Source organism: Methanobacteriaceae archaeon, assembly GCA_013403005.1.
Classification (GTDB): domain Archaea; phylum Methanobacteriota; class Methanobacteria; order Methanobacteriales; family Methanobacteriaceae; genus Methanobacterium.
Genome location: JACBOA010000007.1, coordinates 242,142 through 260,432 on the forward strand (window position 1 = coordinate 242,142; position 18,291 = coordinate 260,432).

The 18,291-nt window shown below is 38.0% G+C and carries 17 protein-coding genes; 9 read left to right on the forward strand and 8 right to left on the reverse strand.

The window, feature by feature from the left end; genetic code table 11:
- Positions 1 to 2: 2 nt before the first annotated feature.
- The 3 genes from HVN35_07125 to hemB all read right to left on the reverse strand — a co-directional run bounded on the left by HVN35_07125 (position 3) and on the right by hemB (position 3,666).
- Positions 3 to 1,547, reverse strand: coding sequence for a phenylalanine--tRNA ligase subunit alpha (locus HVN35_07125; protein ID NYB52309.1), 1,545 nt, complete (start codon positions 1,545 to 1,547; stop codon positions 3 to 5).
- 140 nt (positions 1,548 to 1,687) lie between these two features.
- A complete protein-coding gene (locus HVN35_07130) occupies positions 1,688 to 2,659 on the reverse strand; it encodes a triphosphoribosyl-dephospho-CoA synthase (protein ID NYB52310.1) in 972 nt (323 codons plus the stop codon).
- Between the two features lie 23 nt (positions 2,660 to 2,682).
- The gene (hemB, locus tag HVN35_07135) at positions 2,683 to 3,666 is read right to left on the reverse strand and encodes a porphobilinogen synthase (protein ID NYB52311.1); all 984 of its coding nucleotides are present in this window, start codon (positions 3,664 to 3,666) and stop codon (positions 2,683 to 2,685) included.
- A 412-nt stretch (positions 3,667 to 4,078) separates the two neighbouring features.
- On the opposite strand from hemB, the gene HVN35_07140 reads away from it, so the two are divergent.
- The 5 genes from HVN35_07140 to HVN35_07160 all read left to right on the forward strand — a co-directional run bounded on the left by HVN35_07140 (position 4,079) and on the right by HVN35_07160 (position 11,824).
- Entirely contained in the window at positions 4,079 to 7,567 is a 3,489-nt protein-coding gene (locus tag HVN35_07140; GenBank protein ID NYB52312.1) for a PAS domain S-box protein, read from the forward strand.
- Positions 7,568 to 7,794: 227 nt separating this feature from the next.
- The gene (locus HVN35_07145; protein NYB52313.1) at positions 7,795 to 8,460 is read left to right on the forward strand and encodes a cobalamin B12-binding domain-containing protein; all 666 of its coding nucleotides are present in this window, start codon (positions 7,795 to 7,797) and stop codon (positions 8,458 to 8,460) included.
- Positions 8,461 to 8,492: 32 nt separating this feature from the next.
- Positions 8,493 to 8,915 (forward strand): hypothetical protein, encoded by a 423-nt coding sequence (locus HVN35_07150; GenBank protein ID NYB52314.1) that lies wholly within the window; start codon positions 8,493 to 8,495, stop codon positions 8,913 to 8,915.
- 278 nt (positions 8,916 to 9,193) lie between these two features.
- A complete protein-coding gene (locus tag HVN35_07155; protein ID NYB52315.1) occupies positions 9,194 to 10,399 on the forward strand; it encodes a HAMP domain-containing histidine kinase in 1,206 nt (401 codons plus the stop codon).
- 3 nt (positions 10,400 to 10,402) lie between these two features.
- Complete coding sequence (locus tag HVN35_07160; protein ID NYB52316.1) at positions 10,403 to 11,824, forward strand: PAS domain S-box protein; 1,422 nt, start codon at positions 10,403 to 10,405, stop codon at positions 11,822 to 11,824.
- A 124-nt stretch (positions 11,825 to 11,948) separates the two neighbouring features.
- Here HVN35_07160 and HVN35_07165 read toward each other — a convergent pair whose 3' ends face one another.
- From HVN35_07165 to HVN35_07175, 3 genes are all read right to left on the reverse strand, one after another.
- Complete coding sequence (locus tag HVN35_07165) at positions 11,949 to 12,638, reverse strand: endonuclease III domain-containing protein (protein ID NYB52317.1); 690 nt, start codon at positions 12,636 to 12,638, stop codon at positions 11,949 to 11,951.
- A 62-nt stretch (positions 12,639 to 12,700) separates the two neighbouring features.
- Positions 12,701 to 12,964, reverse strand: a complete 264-nt coding sequence (locus tag HVN35_07170; GenBank protein ID NYB52318.1) for a transposase — start codon at positions 12,962 to 12,964, stop codon at positions 12,701 to 12,703.
- Positions 12,965 to 13,257: 293 nt separating this feature from the next.
- Positions 13,258 to 13,719 carry a transposase gene (locus HVN35_07175; GenBank protein NYB52319.1) on the reverse strand — a complete coding sequence of 154 codons (462 nt, stop codon included), beginning with the start codon at positions 13,717 to 13,719 and terminating at the stop codon, positions 13,258 to 13,260.
- Between the two features lie 128 nt (positions 13,720 to 13,847).
- Here HVN35_07175 and HVN35_07180 point away from each other — a divergent pair, with 128 nt between their 5' ends.
- From HVN35_07180 to aroC, 3 genes are all read left to right on the forward strand, one after another.
- A complete protein-coding gene (locus HVN35_07180) occupies positions 13,848 to 14,360 on the forward strand; it encodes a GNAT family N-acetyltransferase (GenBank protein ID NYB52320.1) in 513 nt (170 codons plus the stop codon).
- A gap of 150 nt (positions 14,361 to 14,510) precedes the next feature.
- A complete protein-coding gene (locus HVN35_07185) occupies positions 14,511 to 14,957 on the forward strand; it encodes a GNAT family N-acetyltransferase (GenBank protein NYB52321.1) in 447 nt (148 codons plus the stop codon).
- A gap of 162 nt (positions 14,958 to 15,119) precedes the next feature.
- Complete coding sequence (gene aroC, locus HVN35_07190) at positions 15,120 to 16,211, forward strand: chorismate synthase (GenBank protein ID NYB52322.1); 1,092 nt, start codon at positions 15,120 to 15,122, stop codon at positions 16,209 to 16,211.
- Positions 16,212 to 16,400: 189 nt separating this feature from the next.
- Here the strand turns inward: aroC and HVN35_07195 are convergent, their stop codons facing one another.
- On the reverse strand, positions 16,401 to 17,168 hold the full coding sequence (locus HVN35_07195) for a zinc ribbon domain-containing protein (protein ID NYB52323.1): 768 nt from the start codon (positions 17,166 to 17,168) through the stop codon (positions 16,401 to 16,403).
- 209 nt (positions 17,169 to 17,377) lie between these two features.
- On the opposite strand from HVN35_07195, the gene HVN35_07200 reads away from it, so the two are divergent.
- Positions 17,378 to 17,725, forward strand: coding sequence for a zinc-ribbon domain-containing protein (locus HVN35_07200; GenBank protein NYB52324.1), 348 nt, complete (start codon positions 17,378 to 17,380; stop codon positions 17,723 to 17,725).
- Positions 17,726 to 17,849: 124 nt separating this feature from the next.
- On the opposite strand, the gene HVN35_07205 is transcribed toward HVN35_07200, so the two are convergent.
- Positions 17,850 to 18,029 carry a hypothetical protein gene (locus HVN35_07205; protein ID NYB52325.1) on the reverse strand — a complete coding sequence of 60 codons (180 nt, stop codon included), beginning with the start codon at positions 18,027 to 18,029 and terminating at the stop codon, positions 17,850 to 17,852.
- Between the last annotated feature and the right edge of the window lie 262 nt (positions 18,030 to 18,291).

The following is an 18,291-nucleotide window of genomic DNA, read 5'->3' on the forward strand; positions in this document are numbered from 1 at the left end:
TTTTACTTTTCACTGTATACTTGAGTAACTGGTAAATTTCGCAGCCATCCCAGGTCACTCTGGTATAACATACGGATATCCTTAATTCCCAGGCGTATCATGGCCAGGCGTTCAATTCCCAGTCCAAATGCAGCAACGGGTGTTTCCACACCCAAGGGTTCTAAAACTTCGGGGCGGAACATTCCAGATCCTCCCAGTTCAATCCAGCTTTCCTTTTCTGGCAGGTAAATCTCACATTCAGTTGATAGATATGTGTAGGGGAAATATGCTGGGCGGAAACGCACCTCAAAACCTAACTGATGGTAAAATTCCTTCAATATTCCCAGGAGGTTCTTGAAGTTTATATCCTCTGCAGCTATGATTCCCTCCACCTGATGGAATTCTGGTAGGTGCTTGTAGGTTATGGTTTCCCTGCGAAATACCCGGCCCACTGAGAACATTTTAAGGGGTGGTTGGTTATGAGCCAGGAAACGTGCAGATACGCATGTGGTGTGAGTTCTAAGTACGGACTGGCGGGCTATCTCTTTATCCCACTGGTATCCCCAACCTTCGCTTCCAGTTTCTCCTCCGTCTTCATGGGCCTTTCCCACCCTTTGCACCAGATCATCAGGGGGTAAATGGGTGCTTTCAGGTGATTTAACATAGAATGTATCCTGCATTTCACGTGCAGCATGATCTTGAGGTTGAAAAAGGCAGTCAAAGTTCCAGAAGGCAGATTCCAGGATTGTTCCCCGAGATTCAGTGAAACCCAAATTCAGGAAAATCCTACGTATTTCTTGAATAGTACGCTGAAGAGGATGCATTTTCCCGGAGAAAGAGAGAGGGTGTTCTGCATTTATATCATAACCTCTGTAGTGAAGGTTTTTCCAAGCACCAGTTTTTAATTGTTCGTGAGTTAACTGGGTGGCTTCTTCCCTAATCTCAAAACCATGTTCAAGAATCTCTTGACCTTTATCTGTTATTTTAAGGGTGTAATTTGAACTTTTATTTATGTTAATTAGTCCTTTCCTTTTTTTCAGCTGCTGGAATCCTTCCCTGAGGGATGATGATAAACCTCCTAGGGTTAACATTTTCCCGGAGTTCATAATGGTTTCCAGGAGAATTTCATCGATTCCGGGTTTTGCTAATGCCTTCTCACCTTGCCCAGTAATAGTCACATTGCCTTTGTCTAATTGAGCCCAACCTTTTTTAAGGAGCCAGCCTATGGCAATTTTAACTTCTGAAGGATCTATCCCAGATTTAACTGCCAGATCCTTCATATGGATAGTATGATCCTTATGGAGGGCTTCCAGTATTTTTCTCTCAGGTAATCCTTCCTGAGCATATTCGGCGCCTGAGGGGCCCAGGCTTAACAATTCATCCACATCTTTTTCTACTTTTATGATTCCTTTAGATTCCAGTGCCCCTGCAGCACTCATCACCTGCTTTATGTCTAAATCTTCTGATTGGGCCACATCTTCAGGAAATGTTTCTCCACCTGCCTCGCCAATGGCCTTTAACACCTTCTTCTCATAGAGGTGCATTTCATTGATGATCTTCTCTAACATGTTATACCTCAAGAATTATTAGGAAATTAATCTAGCATAAATACCCTAACATAAACTTAACACCATTTTTTGTAATCCTTGGCGATTATTAACAGTTAATGCCATTTTTTATAACTTAAAATCTTTTTTTCCATTTTACTTTAGTAATTTGATTTTATTTTATAATCACTTAAATTTTTTAAATATGCCATCATTATGGATGATGCAGTGAAATCTGCAGTTGTACCTGGATTCAAACCATTTTTTATCATTTCTTGGTCGAATTTCTCCAGAAGCAGTTTTCCATGTTTAGTTAAGATTCCTCCCTCCTTTAATATGGACTTTGCACGGTCTGATACTTCCCTTGCTTTTTCATCACCATATTTTCGACTGATGAGAGTGTCGGGGATCTGGGAGAGAATGGTAAGGAAAGTTTGCACTGTGGCCTTGTTAGTACCATGATATGATTGAATCTTTCTAAATAGGGGGTAACCAATATCAAAAGTTACTGGCATCTTTTGGGTGAGTTCATAGGAAATACGATCCCATTCAGAGGAGATTTCAAGAACCCTGAACATATTAATCTCTTCATCCAGGAGTCTCTGGGCAGAACTATCACTGCCCACGTCTAATTCATTCTGCTCACCCATACCCCCAGCATCAGCAATATTAATAGCCTTATAAAGATTCACAGCATCCTGGGGGGTGGTTGACTTCATGATCTGGTCGATTTTATCCCTGAAACCATCTATATATTTCTCTTCCATCTCAGGTCTATTTTCAACTATTTCCACATCAGGAGTCATGCCTGCAGCTACACAGATGGGAGTAAGTAACATAACAATACCCAGGTTGGTGTTATTCGCAACCCAGTGGTCAGTTTCAATAACTGCTTCTAAGATCAACTGTCCCAAGCCAATTTCATTCCATTTCTCAGGTTGTTCTTGATATTTGAAACCTTTTTCCGCTGCTCTCTGCATGGTTTCTCCTATGGCTATACCACTAAGGAGAAAATCCTCGAATACCATGTCCGGAAAGTTCTGTGTTCTGTGAACATTACCTGGTTTAGGGTGTCCGCTCACTTCCAGTACTGAAGCAATCTGGGCACATTTAGCCACATAAACAGGATCCAAACTTTCACCTCAACATCCATTCCTCAACACTTTTCATCCAGTTTCCCTTCTAAAAACTCCGGAGCAAAATGGGAGATGATAAGGTCGGCTCCAGCTCTTTTTATAGATAAAAGAGATTCGTAAATGCAATCTTCCGTGAGATACCCTGCTTCAATCCCAGCCCGAAGCATGGAATACTCTCCACTCACCTGATAGGCTGCAGTAGGAACTCTGAAAGTATTTTTAACCCGGTGGATGACATCAAGGTAGCTCAGGGCAGGTTTTACCATCAATATATCCGCACCCTCTTCTAGATCCAGTTTGGTTTCCAGGAGTGCTTCTTCTACATTTGAGGGGCTCATCTGATGAGTTCTACGATCTCCGAAGGATGGTGCTGAGCACACTGCATCCCGGAATGGTGCATAAAATGATGAAGCATATTTAGCTGCATAGGACATGATTAAGGTATTTTGAAAACCCGCATCATCTAGCATATTACGGATAACACCCACCCTACCATCCATCATATCTGAAGGGGCCACTATATCCGCACCTGCTTCAGCATGACTGAGAGCGGTTTTTGCCAAAAGATGCAGACTTTCATCGTTTAATATCTCACCCTCCTCAACTATTCCACAGTGACCATGGGTGGTGTACTGGCAGAGACAAACATCAGTGATAACCACCAGACCAGTTTCTTTTTTCAATCTTCGCACTGTCTGCTGCACAATCCCATCATCTGCATAAGCAGAGCTGCCCATTTCATCTTTCTCTTCCGGCATTCCAAAAAGCAGCACAGACTGAAGACCCAATTTTTCCAACCTCAGGGCCTCATCCACAGCGTCTTCCAAACTGTAACGGTACTGTCCGGGCATAGTATCGATAGGTTCACCTGCACCTTCTTCCAATTCTTCTTTGATGAAAAGGGGATAAATAAAGTCTTCTGGATTCAGGGTAGTTTCCCGGAGAATCTTCCTTATCTGAGGAGTTTTTCTTAATCTGCGCATGCGACGGGTTGGAAACTGCATATTATCACCAAATGGGTTTACGATTAATGGTTATAATTTATAAATAATCACTCTCATTTTACATTTTTTTTAATATTGAAGGCTGTGCATTTATTTTAAAGTCTGAAATATTTGTTTTTTAGAATTTAATACCTACATCTACTTATTCAAGTTCCTATAATAAATTATTATGGGCATGCCTACTTATAATTTGATTGAATTTGATTCAATACCTAATATTATCCAAAAATAGATTTAAAAGTGACTAAACCATTAAGTTTCATTCTCCATTAACCTTGATAAATAATCCAATATTTCTGGCAACACTTTAACTTATGAACATTTAACTTAGACGGCACCCAGAATCCAATAGGTTACTCTATACTAGAATATTAATAAAATGTCCAACATATATTATATCTAGGGTATTTGAATGGGTGAGATTAGAATCCTTCTGGTTGAAGATGATTCAATAGAGGCCCTGGATATTAAAAGGACCCTGGAATCTCATGGATTTACGGTTCCTTATGTGGCCAGCAGTGGTGAAGATGCTGTTAGCAAAGCTCATGAATTACTGCCTGATCTGATTTTGATGGACATCCTTTTAAAGGGTGAAATTAATGGTATTGAAGCTGCAAAGGAAATAAAAGAACTGAACATACCCATTATTTATTTAACTGCTCATTCTGAAGAATCCACAGTAGAAAAGGCTATGTTAACAGAACCTTACGGATACCTAATAAAACCTTATGTTGCTACTGAACTAAAATATGCCATAGAACTGGCCGTATATAAAAATAAAATGGAAAAGGAACTTAAAGCCAGTGAATCCAGATACAACTCTCTTTTTGAAAAAATGCTCAATGGTTTTGCTTACCACCAGATAGTTGTGGATGATAAAGGAGAACCCGTAGATTACATTTTCCTGAAAGTTAATGAGGCATTTGAAAAATTCACAGGTCTTAAACGAGACGACATTATTGGAAGATCAGTCACTGAGGTTATACCCGATATTAAGACCACTAATCCTCAATTAATTATGGATTATGGTTATGTGGCTCTAAGCGGGGAAAGTAAAGTCTTTGAAATTTACTTTGCACCTTTTGATAAATATTTCTCCATAACTGCTTACAGTGACCAGAAGGGTTATTTTGCTACCATTTTTGAGGACATAACCCTGAAAAGGCAGTCAGAGAAAGCCTTAGAAGAAAGTGAGAAAAGATACAGGGGTATAATCGAGAACATGTTGGATGCCTACATCCGGGCTGATAAAGAGGGGAAAATAACCATGGCCAGCCCTTCAGCAGCGCGTATGTACCGTTATGACTCTCCTCAGCAGATGATGGGAATTTCAGCTATTTCACTCTATAAATCCCAGAAGGATCGGGAAACTCTTCTTGAAGAGTTAGGTAAGCATGGTATTGTTCAGAACATGGAAGGTGAAGCCTTGAGAAATGATGGCACATCTTTCTGGGTTTCAATGAATGCCCAGTATAATTACGATGAAAACGGTGAAATACTGGGCACAGAGGCTTTCGTACGTGATATATCCAGGACTAAAAAAGCAGAAGAAGCTTTAAAAAAGTCAGAATCTTATTACAGAGCTATATTTGAGCACACGGGCACTGCTACGGTAATAATTGAAGATGATACCATCATCTCCTTGGCTAATAAAGAATTTGAAAAATTGAGTGGTTATACTCGTGGGGAAATTGAGGGGAAAAAATGCTGGACTGAATTTGTCCATGAAGATGATCTGGAAAGGATGAAGGAGTATCATCGCCTACGAAGAATAGATCCCAAGGCAGCTCCTGAGATATATGATTTCAGATTCATCAACAGGGAAGGCAAGACAAGATATGTTCACCTAGAAGTGGATATTATTCCCGGAACCAAAAAAAGCGTAGCATCACTACTGGATATCACCGCCAGGAAAAATGCAGAGGAGAGAATAGACAGGCTTTACAGGTTATATGCAACTTTAAGTCAGGTAAATCAGGCAGTGGTGAGGGTTAAAGACACACAAGAATTGTTCAATAAAATATGTGAGGTATGTGTGAAGTATGGTAAATTTAAGATGGCGTGGATCGGTCTAATTGACCTAGAAACTGGAAATATAAATCCCGTGGCGCATTCAGGTGATGAAAAGGGATATTTGGACAATACTATAATTAATCTTCATGAAAAACCACCTGTAGATTGGCCAACAGTCCAAGCCATAAATACTGGTGAGCTGGTCATAATTAATGATATAAAAAAAGCGCCCAACCAGAAATGGCGAGATAATGCTTTGAAAAGAGGTTATAATTCCTTAGCATCCCTTCCAATCAAGTTAAGGGGAGAAGTGATGGGAATTTTAAACATCTACTCAGAAAGGATGAATTTCTTCCATGATGAAGAAATAACATTGGTGGAAGAGATGGGGCTGGACATATCCATGGCCGTGGATTCCATCAAAACAGAAAAAGAACGCAGGGAGATGGAAAAAGCTCTCAGATTAAGGGAAGAAGAACTTAAATTTACCAATGAATGGCTGTCATTTGCTCAAAAGGCTGCTAAAAGTGGATTCTGGGATTGGGATATGTCCACGGGTAAACTCACCTGGTCAAGAGAGTTCTATGAATTATTTGGACTACCATCAACCGCTGAACCATCATTTGACACATGGCTGGAATCACTTCATCCTGATGACCGTGAAGAGGCTATGGATAACATTAACCATGCCATTGAAGATCACCAGTTCCTGGAAAATGAGTATCGGGTTATCCTTCCTGATGGTAATGTGATCTGGATAAGAGCACTGGGTAGCACCTATTATGATGCAGAAGATAAGCCTGTGCGAATGAGTGGAATCTGTCTAGATGTAACCCAACAGAAAAAAACAGAAAATGAAATCTTAAGCCAATTTTACATTCTCAGGGGGATAATTGAAAGCAGTGGAAATCCCATATTATCTGTAGATACTAACTATTGTTATACCAGCTTCAACCGAAGCCATCAGGCAGTTATGAAAGCCCTATATGGTGCTGATATTGAGCTGGGAAAAAACCTGCTTGAGTATCAGACTGTGGAAGAAGATCGAAATAAGGCCCAGAGAAATTTTGACCGGGCCTTGAATGGTGAAAGTTTCATTGATGAATATTACTTGGGTGAAGAAGAGCTGTCAAGGTTATACTTTGAAATTTCATATAATCCCATAAAAGATAAAGAAGGTAAAGTTATAGGGGTGGCATTGTATGCTCAGGATGTCACATTGCGCAAGAAAGCAGAAGAAGAACTTAGAAGATCCCTTAAGGAAAAGGAAAACCTTTTGAGGGAAGTTCACCACCGGGTGAAAAATAACCTGCAGATAGTATCCAGCCTATTAAACCTTCAATCCCAACAGGTTAAAGATGAGAAGGACAGGGAACTTTTCCGTGTAAGCCAGGATCGCTTGAAATCCATGGCCCATGTTCACGGGAAACTATATGAGTCACGGGATCTCTCCAGTATTAACTTCAGGGAATACGTAGCTCACTTAACCAGGGAATTAATGAAATCTTACCCTGCAACCAATGCCGAATTAGATGTGGAAGTGGAAGAGGTTACCTTAAATATTGAAACTTCCGTTCCTTGTGGCCTTATTATCAACGAACTGGTATCCAACAGTTTAAGATATGCCTTCCCCCAAGGTAGAACTGGTAAGATTAAGGTATCACTTAAAAAAATAGAAGAAACTAATGGTGCAGAATATGAGTTAATAATCAGTGACAATGGAGTGGGCCTACCTGAAGAAATGGACTTTAAACACTCAGAATCACTGGGCATGCAACTGGTAATAAATTTAGTGAATCAACTGGAAGGTGAAATTGATTTAGACCGCAGTAAAGGAACTAAATTTAAAATTGTTTTCAAGGAATTAGAATATGATAAAAGAATTTAACCCTGCTTTACAATTCTTTGATTTTAATATTTTACAGATATTCCTATGCTAAATTTTCATAAACATTTTATCTCACCAAAATATCCCTAAAAAGATTCTTTAAATCTTTCACTGCATTTGCTATTAGAGTGTGAAGAAAGTCACAAATTCATTTTTCCATGTTTATTACCTTGTGAAGGAAGAAAATTATCTAGTTGTGTACTCTAGAATCAGAGGGGAGGATAAAAATGAGTGAGTTTGAAGAGGAATCTGGACCACTGGCAGACCTGGCCAAAATGTACTTGGATGCTTTGTTAAGGGTGCAGCGTGATGCAGCCAGTAGAATGATAATTAAAGCCGCAGAAGAAGGTACATCTATCAAAGATATTTATCTATATGTCTTTGAACCATCACAACACGAAGTGGGCCGTTTATGGCAAACTAACCAGATAACAGTAGCTCAGGAACATTTCTGTTCAGCTGCCACCCAGATGATCATGTCACAGCTTTATCCATACATCTTCGGGAATGAAAAAAATGGTTATAAAATGGTGGCAACCTGTGCTGAGGGAGAACAGCATGAGATAGGTGTTCGCATGGTAGCTGACCTTTTTGAAATGGAAGGATGGGATACCTACTATTTGGGTGCAAATACACCCACCGAAAGCATTTTAGCCACCATCAAACAGCTTGAACCCCATTTATTAGCCGTTTCAGCGTCAATTCATTACAATGTTAAGGCAGTTTCTGAACTGATAAAGTCGGTTAAAGAATCTCCTTATTCCGAAATTAAGATCATAGTGGGTGGTCGTCCATTCCAGATCGCCCCGGAACTCTGGAAAAAGGTGGGAGCAGATGCCTGTGCTTTCAATGCTCAGGATGCAATAGATCTGGCTAATGAATTAATCCTGTAGATATTTAGGGTGAGTTATTTAGAGGTGTAAATATGTCTCATAAAGAATCTAATTTGCCACCAGTTTCCGCGGAAGCACTGGAGGCATTCCAGGCAGCAAGTGATGATATAATTAAAGAAACTGTTAAAAGGTCTCTGGAACGCGAGGATGAAGTAATCCATCATGGTGATGATGCAGGGGAACTGATTACTTCTGGAATCACGTTTACTACCCAGATGCTGGAAGCAGCCATGAGTATGGGTGAAATACCCTTACTGGAGGATGAGCTTCAATGGGCCAAGGACCGCCTGCCTCATGATGGAGTGGAACTGGAGCATGTTAAAGTACGACTCCAGATTTACAGGAATGTGGTAAGTGAAAAAATACCCGCTGAACACTCCCAGGAAATAAACCAGTTCATTGACTGGATGATAAACAGGCAGGAAGAGATCATCTCCCAAGAAAAAACTCCATAATCAGATGATTTGAGATTGTTGATTAAAATAATTGATAAAATAAAATATAAATAAAAACATACGATTAGATTAAATGGATTATCAAATTAAGATTAAATTAAGTTGGGAAGTTACGTGAGATTGGAATAAGTTAGTAAAAGTTACTTAGAGAGGGATAGTTCAGTGTAAATGGGAAGAAATTATTTGGGTAGATTAAAGTTTTTATAAAAGATATAAGTTAAAGGGATGTTTATAAATGTTTATATAATAATATAATATGAGTGTGAATGGGGATATCCATGGATATCGATGATGTAGATGGAATTGCATTCACATGCAACCTAGAGGGGTTTATTACTAGTTTTATCTATGATGGTTTGGGTTTGAATTTTATTAAAAAAGGAGCAAAGTTTGTAGATATAGTTGATGATGGAAGTGCTTCTAAGGCATTGGACTTCATTCAAAAAATCAGGAAAGAAAAAGCTGCCTTTGATTGGGAACTCAACCTAACTCTTGATAAGAATCTTCAGACCCTATATTTCTCCGGATTTCTGGTTGAAAAAAACATACTAATAACAGCAGCTCGCACTAGGGATGATTTACTTGTTTTTTTGGATGAAATGTACCGGATCAATAACGAACAGACCACAGCTTTACGTAAGGTTATGAAGGAATGTTCATATCACATCAAAGAACAAGAAGCAATGGACAGGGCACTCTTGGATGAAATTGGACGTTTGAACAATGAACTAACCAATGCCCAACGCCAATTAACCAAAAAGAACATTCAACTGGCTAAATTAAACCAGGAAAAAAATCAATTTCTGGGAATGGCAGCCCATGACTTGAGAAACCCACTGAGTGTCATCATGATGTACAGCGAATTCATAATAGATGAAGCAGGGGATGATCTAAGTGAGGAACACCAGGAATTCCTGCAAGTAATTTATTCCTCTAGCGAATTCATGTTAAACTTGATCAACGAACTTCTGGATGTTTCAAAAATAGAGTCAGGTAAATTAGAGCTAGAACTAGAACCCACCAATATCATTGAATTTATCAAAGATAACCTGTCAATGAATCAAGTTTTGGCCCATAAAAAAGATATTATCATAGATTTTAGCCATGACGAGGGTATCAATGATATGGTGATGATTGACCGGGCCAGAATCAGCCAGGTTTTAAATAATCTGGTATCTAATGCCATTAAATTCTCTTCCAACGGACAAAAGGTGAAGGTAAACCTTTCAGAATCAGAGGGAGAACTACGGGTCACAGTAACTGACCATGGGCAGGGCATACCAGAAGATGAACTTCATAAACTATTCAAACCATTCAGCAAAACCAGAGTCAAAGGCACTGCTGGGGAGAAAAGCACAGGACTGGGACTTTCCATTTCAAAGAGGATCATCACTGAACATGGTGGTGAAATAGGGGTGGAAAGTAAGTACGGAAAGGGATCAAAATTCTTTTTCACCTTAAAAACCTTAAAACAGGGGGTTTAAAAATTGGAAGAAGATAATAATATTGAAAATCAGAAAACTGAAACCATTATGGTGGTGGATGATGAACCCACCCAACTATTTGCCATCAGTCGCATATTACAATCTGCAGGTTACAATGTTCTTCAAGCTTCCAGTGGTGGTGAGGCCCTGAAGATTGCCAGCAGTGAACATCCTGATTTAATACTATTGGATGTGGTACTTCCAGATATGGATGGGGTGGAAGTTTCCAAGGAGATTAAAAAGGACAAATCCCTGAAGGATATCCTCATTATCTTAATATCCGGTATAAAAACTTCTTCTGACAGTCAATCAAAGGGTTTGGAAGAAGGTGCTGACGGATATCTCACACGACCCATACCCAAAAGGGAATTATTAGCCCGTGTGGAATCACTACTTCGCATAAAGAGGGCTAAAGAGGAACTTTTACAGAGCGAAGAAAAATATCGTTTGATTGTGGAAAACGCCCAGGAAGGAATCTGGTCCATTGATTCCGATGCAAAAACCATGTTCGTAAACCCCTGCATGGCCGATATGTTAGGATACACAGTGGATGAAATGTTAGGAAAGTCATTATTTGAATTCATGGATGATAATGCTGTTGAAATGGCGAAGATGTATCTTGAACGTCGTAAAAACGGCATTGAAGAACAGCATGATTTTGAATTTCTTTGCAAGGACGGGGAAAAAATCTACACCAGTATGGAAACTTCTCCCATTAATGATGATGAGGGTAATTTTGTAGGGGCCATTGCCCTGGTTTCCAACATTACACAACGTAAAAAAATGGAAGAGGAGCTGAAAAAGTCCCTTAATGAAAAAGAGATGTTGCTAAAGGAGATTCATCACCGGGTTAAAAATAATTTAATGATAATTTCCAGCCTACTCAACTTGCAATCCAGATATATTAAGGATAAAGAGTCTCAGGATATTTTCAAGGAGAGCCAGAACCGTGCCAGGTCAATGGCCCTTATACATGAAAGACTGTACCAGTCCACTGATCTTAAGAGGATTGATTTTGGGGATTACATTCGAACCTTATCCCAAGAATTATTCCGCACATATGCAACTGGTAAGGGAAATATTGAACTCAAACTCCAAGTAGAAGACGTTTTCCTGGATATTAACACTGCCATACCCTTGGGGCTGATTGTCAATGAACTTTTAACTAACTCTCTTAAACATGCATTTCCCCAGGAGAGAGAAGGAGAGATTATGGTTAGTTTGATATCCGAAGATGGATTTTACTTTTTGATTGTTAAAGATAATGGGGTGGGAATCCCTGAAGATTTTGATTATCTGAATGCAGGTTCTCTGGGTCTGCAGATGGTAAATAGCTTAACACAACAGATTGATGGTGAAATAGAACTTATTCGGAGTGGGGGCACAGAATTCAAAATTAAATTTGGAGAAGAAACTTACAAATAAACAAATTCACGAATTAATTACTCCAAATATTCATTCAAATTTATTCAATGCCTTTATACTGGCTTTATTCAAACAATCCCCTTATTATCAAACTATCCCCTAATTATTCTCAATTAATTCGAATTCATTTTATAAGTAATTTTAAATTATCCCTATAAGGCTTCTTCTGGTAATATCTTTTAGCATGTTCCACAAGAAGGGCATGATATTCCTGATATACTGGCACATCCTGAGGTAAATTATCTTCAAAGAGTTTCTTCAAGTCCATGTAACTGATTTTATCATCAACCAGTCCCAGATGGCTGAAAATTCTCTTTGTGTAGGCGTCCACCACAAATTCCGGCTGTTTGTAGGCATAGAGAAGTATTGAATCGGCAGTTTCATTTCCCACACCCTTTACTTTTAAAATCTCCCATCTGGTGGGTGTTCGGCCTTCAAGGGATAGGAAGAAATGGGTTATATTTATTAGATAAGCAGATTTCTGGTTGAGAAAACCTGCTGGGCGAACTGCTTCTTTTAAATCATTATCATCCAGTGCCAGGAGATGATGGGGATTAATAGCGTTGAGTTCTTTAAGATTCCAGAGGGCCTTCTCTGCTGAAGTCCAGGCAGTGTTCTGGGTTAGTATGGCTCCCAGAATTATTTCATATTTCTGATCTTCTGTTTCTGGAAGACGGTAGTTCAGAGGGTGGTAACCATGGGTGGCTCCGGTTTTGTTAAGATTCTCACATTCCAGATCCATTAAGGGCCACCAGCCCTGGGGACCGTAGAGTTTGTAAAGTTTTTGGTAGATTTCAAATATTGATTGTTTCATGCCTATGACTCCGTTAATGGAATTAATAATGGGATGGATTATAATAGTTAATACCTATTTTATTATACTTTTTTTAAGAATTTTTTTATCCATGCGCTGGCGAATGTTAGTGATTCTGAGTTCTTTTTAAAGTATTTTTCTATGATATCTCTTAATTGTTCTTGAGTTTCTATGAATAGTGGTGATAAGTGTCTTTTTACTGTTTTCCAGATGTATTCTATGGGATTAAGGTCTGGTGAGTATGGTGGTAAGAATACCAAGTCTATTTCTATTTTTTTTGCTGTTTCAGAGGTTAATATTAGCATGGTGTGATCTGAAATTATCAAGGATAATTAATATCCTTCCAAACGGGTTCACAGTCAGTATAAGTTCTAAAAATTCCACTAAATTTTCTTTTTGTGAGTTTTCTTTGAAATCAATAGCGCTATTTCCTTTTATAGCATAAAATCCAAATGTGTTGGCTCGTAATTTTGTGGTATTTTTAGTGATGGTGGGTTTGGTAATTGACCATATTTTTTGAGTATTAGATGTATATTTGAGGTGAATATTCATCTAAAAATCCAATAATAATAAGGGGTTATTTACTAAGAGGCTCTTTTAAGTTTTTTTTATCTGTTTTTCAGCATCTGGAGGTCCTTCTGTAATCTTTGGATAAGGGCCTACTGAATTTCATTCCAAGATCTCGTAAAATGGTTCTCACATGTTTTTCTGAGAAATCTGGGCCAAATTCTTCTTTTATGAGTTTTTTAACTTCTTTTGTCTTCCAATCATCTCTTTTACTTAATTTTTCTTTCAATTCAGCTTTATTTTTCTCACTGAGTTGACCCGGTCTTCCACCACCATATTTTGGTTTTAATCCTTCGTATCCTTCTTCGTTCCATCTCTCTTGCCAAATGTACCCCACGCGCTTAGTTACTCCTGATTTAGAAGCTGCGAGTTCGACCGAATCACCCATGTATCGATTTCGAATGAAATACAATCGGTTTAAAACTTTCACGTCTCTTTCCAAAGTTTTAATTCTTTCATTAAGCTCTTCAGCCGACATATGGCGCTTAATCTCAATACGATCCCACTTTGACATAAATATACATTATGCTAATCAAGTATAAAAAGTTTAGTATTCACTATAAATTAGGTCGTCATGTCGAAGTTATACATTAGACATTATTAATAAAATGGTGGGATAAAAACTAAAACTGGTGCAAAGTTATGCGAATTGAATGTGAAAATTGTATTTTAAGAAATTGGAAACCTTCGGATATTGAAAGTTTAGTTGAAAACGCCAATAATTATAACATTGCTATCAACATGCGAGATCTCTTCCCACACCCATATACACTTGAAGACGCCCAAAACTGGATAAAAGTTACAGCCAGTCAAGAAAAAAACTGTTTCCTGGCCATAACATTGGATGATGAGGCTATTGGAGGTATAGGGCTCTCCATCGGGGAAGATATTGAACGCATATCTGCTGAAGTTGGTTACTGGTTAGGAGAAAAATACTGGGGAAATGGGATCACATCCTCTGCTTTGAAGGGAATTGTAGAATATGGGTTCAATGTTTTGTGCTTGGAAAGAATATACGCCAAACCACTGGAACACAACACTGCCTCCCGGAAAGTGCTAGAAAAAAACGGATTCCAACTGGAGGGTATTATGAAAAAAAGTGTTATAAAAGAAGGGAAAATATATAACCAGGCATTGTATGCAGTCACAAAATAGTAAACTGAATAAGCAATTGTGGGCTATTAGATTGTTGAAAATTGGCTAACATGAGCTTTGCTAAAGTGATAATGTAATAAGAGATAATTTAATAAGAATTTGGTTATAATGAATCTTTTTGTTAGTAAATCATTAGTAAAGGGATTTAGAATGAACTCCCAGCCCAGATTAATTAAAGAAGAAGAACTGGTACAATTATTATCCCTATATGAATATCTAATTCCGGAAGATCCGAAACTAGAAATAGATTCTAATCTGAAAAACCACTGGAAAGATATTTTAGCTGATCCCAACCTTTATTACTTGGTTATCGAGGATGGGGGAAAAATTGTTTCATCCTGTACCATGGCCATTATTAAAAATTTAACCAGATCAGCACGACCTTATGCACTTATAGAAAATGTGGTAACCCATCCAGATTACCGGAAAAAAGGATATGGCACAAAGATTCTAAAGAAGGCATTAGGTATAGCTAAAAGTGAAAACTGTTACAAAGTGATGTTGTTAACCAGTCATAAAGACGATGAAACATTGAGATTCTATGAAAATGCAGGATTTAACCAGAAAGAAAAAACAGGATTCATAGTAAGGTTATAGACGTAGAAGGATGAATTGAATTTTCCTGGATTTTTCAAAGGTAATGCTTTTTAATCAATTTAAATAAACTAATTATTTAGTTAAAGACAGTTATTGTTGGGTTTCTTATTGTTACTAATATACAGATACCTCCATATTTACAATTAAGCAAAAGTGATTCTAATGGCAGGAAACACTACCGGGAAAATGTTTCGGGTTACAACCTTCGGATCCAGTCATGGTGTATCATTGGGAGCAGTGATTGATGGATGCCCGGCTGGATTAGAATTATCACCCGAAGATATACAGGCAGAATTAGACCTTCGAAGACCTGGACGGAGTAAAATAACTACTTCACGGGAGGAAAAAGACCAGGTGGAGATACTGTCAGGAACTTTCCAGGGAAAAACAGATGGCACACCAATTGCCGCAGTAGTATACAATAAAGACATGGACTCATCAGCCTATGAACCATTCAAAGATAAACCCAGACCCGGACACGGTGATTACACCTGGACTGCCAAGTACGGATGCTATGATTACCGTGGTGGAGGTCGAGGAAGTGGAAGAACCACCATCGGCCATGTAATAGGTGGAGCAGTTGCTAAAAAGCTTCTACACTTACTTGATATTGAAGTTGTTTCTCATGTAACTCAGGTGGCAGATGTGAAAGCCCAACCGGTTGCACATAGATTAATAAAAGAGTATTCCATGAAAAACCCGGTTAGATGTGCCGATTGGAAGGCTGCCAAACTCATGGAAGGGAAGATACTGGAAGCCAAAGAAAAAGGTGATTCTGTAGGGGGGATTGTGGAAACACTGGCCTTTGGAGTCCCTGCAGGAATCGGAGAGCCTGTTTTTGAAAAGTTAGATGCGGATATCTCCCAGGCCCTCATGGGAATCGGATCGGTAAAGGGCGTGGAGATTGGTTTCGGATTCCAGTTAGCAGAATCAACTGCTAGCGCCACCAATGACGAGTATTATATGGAAGGAAAAGTGATAAAAACCACCACCAACACCAGTGGAGGTATAATCGGCGGAATATCCAATGGAATGCCCATCGTGGCCAGGATGGCGGTTAAACCCACCCCATCCATCAGCACGGTCCAAAAAACCGTTGATCTAAAAACCATGCAAGAAACTGAGATTGAGATAAAAGGACGACACGACCCCTGTATTTGCCCCCGGGTAACTCCAGTTGCAGAGGCTGCAGTGGCCATGGTTCTGGTGGACCATATGCTAAGATCAGGTTTTATAAACCCTAGACATGTATGATCTAAGTGTTACTAAAGAGTGTTACATTATTGATTAAAAGTACTATATTTACCAAGAGAAAATTTTTTCATCAACTTGTTCTCCTTTTTTCTTCCTTCTCATTCAATTTTCATTTAATCATCTAAATTCTTATTATAATAAACCTTTTTTACCATTTTTTTTAAAAAAACAAATCTTTAGATAATGAAACTATTTCTCCCAAATTCTTACTTCTTTCACTTTTTCAGGATCATAATCATCAGGCAAAGGGTTTTCTTCTGCAGGGTAAGGATCATTACTACGTGCTTTCTGGAAAAGTGGATCTGAAATGGCTTCTTCAATTTGCGGGGCCAGTTTTTCAAGTATGGTTATCCTAAACGTATATTTATCTTTGGGTTTGCCTTTAGAATCTATGTATAATGGATTATACTCAAATACCAGGCAGGGTAATCTGGATAAAAATCTACCACATTTATAGCTAACATGAAGATTTCTAATATGCATTAGGGCATATTTACCTGTGCAAACATAAATTCTCCTACCCTGATTAAGGTAATACCTGCTTACTTTGATGTACTTTTCATGTATCTTTAAATCATAACCAGTAAGTGTTGAAAATCCTATGATTCCTCGCAGGTCATAACCACATTTAATACAAAAAGAAACGTTTAAATACATGTTGTAGCAGTTTGGACAGCATTTTCCAACTTTTGCATCGTTAAAACTTTCAACTGGGTGAAAAAGGCGAACTAAAAAAGCTACAGATAATACCAAAAGTGAAAGGTAGATTGCAGTCATACCCAAGTAGAAATAAGTGGTGATTATTATTATAGGAACGCAAATTACACCTACAATCACCATAATTAATTTAGTTGTTTTCTTTTTCTCCAGTTCATACAGTTCATGAAGATCTCTTCCACATTGGTGACACAAATTTTCATGGTTTTTTAGTATCACACCACATTCAGGACAGTACATATTAATTATTCCCCATTCAATTTTTTTTTATTCCCCATACCATTCTGCATTCAACAATATCTGAATTTTCCATGAATTAGGTTTTAATGTTTAGTCTAGATGTTTTATATATGCTTCTTATTTGCAATATTCAATAAAAAACCACCATATCACATGTAAATAACAAAGTTTATATTTAAACAATTTAAGAAAATATTGAGGTGTTTATTATGGTGAAATGTCCTCATTGTGGAACGGAAAACGAAGAAAGTTCAAAATTCTGTCGAAATTGTGGCCAGGAAATTACCCTCAAAAGAGCAAGTGAAAATGAAATTTCAGAAAAACCCAGCACATTACTAATTGTATTGGGTTATGTGCTATCCATTTTGGGAATATTCTCTCTAGGAATACTATCAGTTATCGGACTTATAATTGGAATAGTTTTATACCGTAAGGGTGGACCCGATAAAACACACGGTCTTATAATTATGATAATTTCCATTCTAATATTGTTAGTTGTAATTATAGCGATTTTCTTCCTACTTGTCTACAGAGCGTACTTCTACACACCAGTATAATAAGATTTCAGTAATAGTGAGATTTGATGGTATAGTAGGGGATGGTATAGAGGGGCTTAAGTGAATGGGAAAACTAGTATCGCAGAATATTTAAAATTTCTCAGAAAAATTAAAATAAATCTTTCTATTCATCTTCTTTTTCCATGGGTGTTTTTGTACATGAAACCATCTGACGTAGTTTTTGGCATCTGCGAGTCTTGCATGATTCTTTTTCATCATGCCACAGGTAATGTTTGCAGCTTTCATATTGACAATGATAATGTTCGCTGCACATCACTTTTCCTTCATTGTACATAACTTTCATTAATAATCACCATTTAGATAAGATTTTTTTGGACTTTTTGGGTTTAATTTATTCTGTCATTTTAATTTTCAATTATTTTCCCCATTTATCATTTAGTGGGAAATAGTTTTGGTAGATAAATGTAGATTAAATGAAATAGGGTGTTAGATTTAATGTGATAATCTAGGCATTTTTAACTGATTTTTTTGCTTAAATTTGCGTGTATTATAGTTGGTTTATAAAAGTACATTTCCAAATCTTTTTATATTAATTTTAAAGGGTT

What these genes read in the sequence shown, in the direction of transcription:
- HVN35_07205 (NYB52325.1), bottom strand. Translation starts at nt 18,029, where the DNA reads ATGAAAGTTATGTACAATGAAGGAAAAGTGATGTGCAGCGAACATTAT.
- HVN35_07125 (NYB52309.1), bottom strand. Translation starts at nt 1,547, where the DNA reads ATGTTAGAGAAGATCATCAATGAAATGCACCTCTATGAGAAGAAGGTG.
- HVN35_07140 (NYB52312.1), top strand. Translation starts at nt 4,079, where the DNA reads ATGGGTGAGATTAGAATCCTTCTGGTTGAAGATGATTCAATAGAGGCC.
- HVN35_07200 (NYB52324.1), top strand. Translation starts at nt 17,378, where the DNA reads ATGGTGAAATGTCCTCATTGTGGAACGGAAAACGAAGAAAGTTCAAAA.
- HVN35_07165 (NYB52317.1), bottom strand. Translation starts at nt 12,638, where the DNA reads ATGAAACAATCAATATTTGAAATCTACCAAAAACTTTACAAACTCTAC.
- HVN35_07175 (NYB52319.1), bottom strand. Translation starts at nt 13,719, where the DNA reads ATGTCAAAGTGGGATCGTATTGAGATTAAGCGCCATATGTCGGCTGAA.
- HVN35_07155 (NYB52315.1), top strand. Translation starts at nt 9,194, where the DNA reads ATGGATATCGATGATGTAGATGGAATTGCATTCACATGCAACCTAGAG.
- HVN35_07185 (NYB52321.1), top strand. Translation starts at nt 14,511, where the DNA reads ATGAACTCCCAGCCCAGATTAATTAAAGAAGAAGAACTGGTACAATTA.
- HVN35_07145 (NYB52313.1), top strand. Translation starts at nt 7,795, where the DNA reads ATGAGTGAGTTTGAAGAGGAATCTGGACCACTGGCAGACCTGGCCAAA.
- HVN35_07180 (NYB52320.1), top strand. Translation starts at nt 13,848, where the DNA reads ATGCGAATTGAATGTGAAAATTGTATTTTAAGAAATTGGAAACCTTCG.
- aroC (NYB52322.1), top strand. Translation starts at nt 15,120, where the DNA reads ATGGCAGGAAACACTACCGGGAAAATGTTTCGGGTTACAACCTTCGGA.
- HVN35_07150 (NYB52314.1), top strand. Translation starts at nt 8,493, where the DNA reads ATGTCTCATAAAGAATCTAATTTGCCACCAGTTTCCGCGGAAGCACTG.
- hemB (NYB52311.1), bottom strand. Translation starts at nt 3,666, where the DNA reads ATGCAGTTTCCAACCCGTCGCATGCGCAGATTAAGAAAAACTCCTCAG.
- HVN35_07195 (NYB52323.1), bottom strand. Translation starts at nt 17,168, where the DNA reads ATGTACTGTCCTGAATGTGGTGTGATACTAAAAAACCATGAAAATTTG.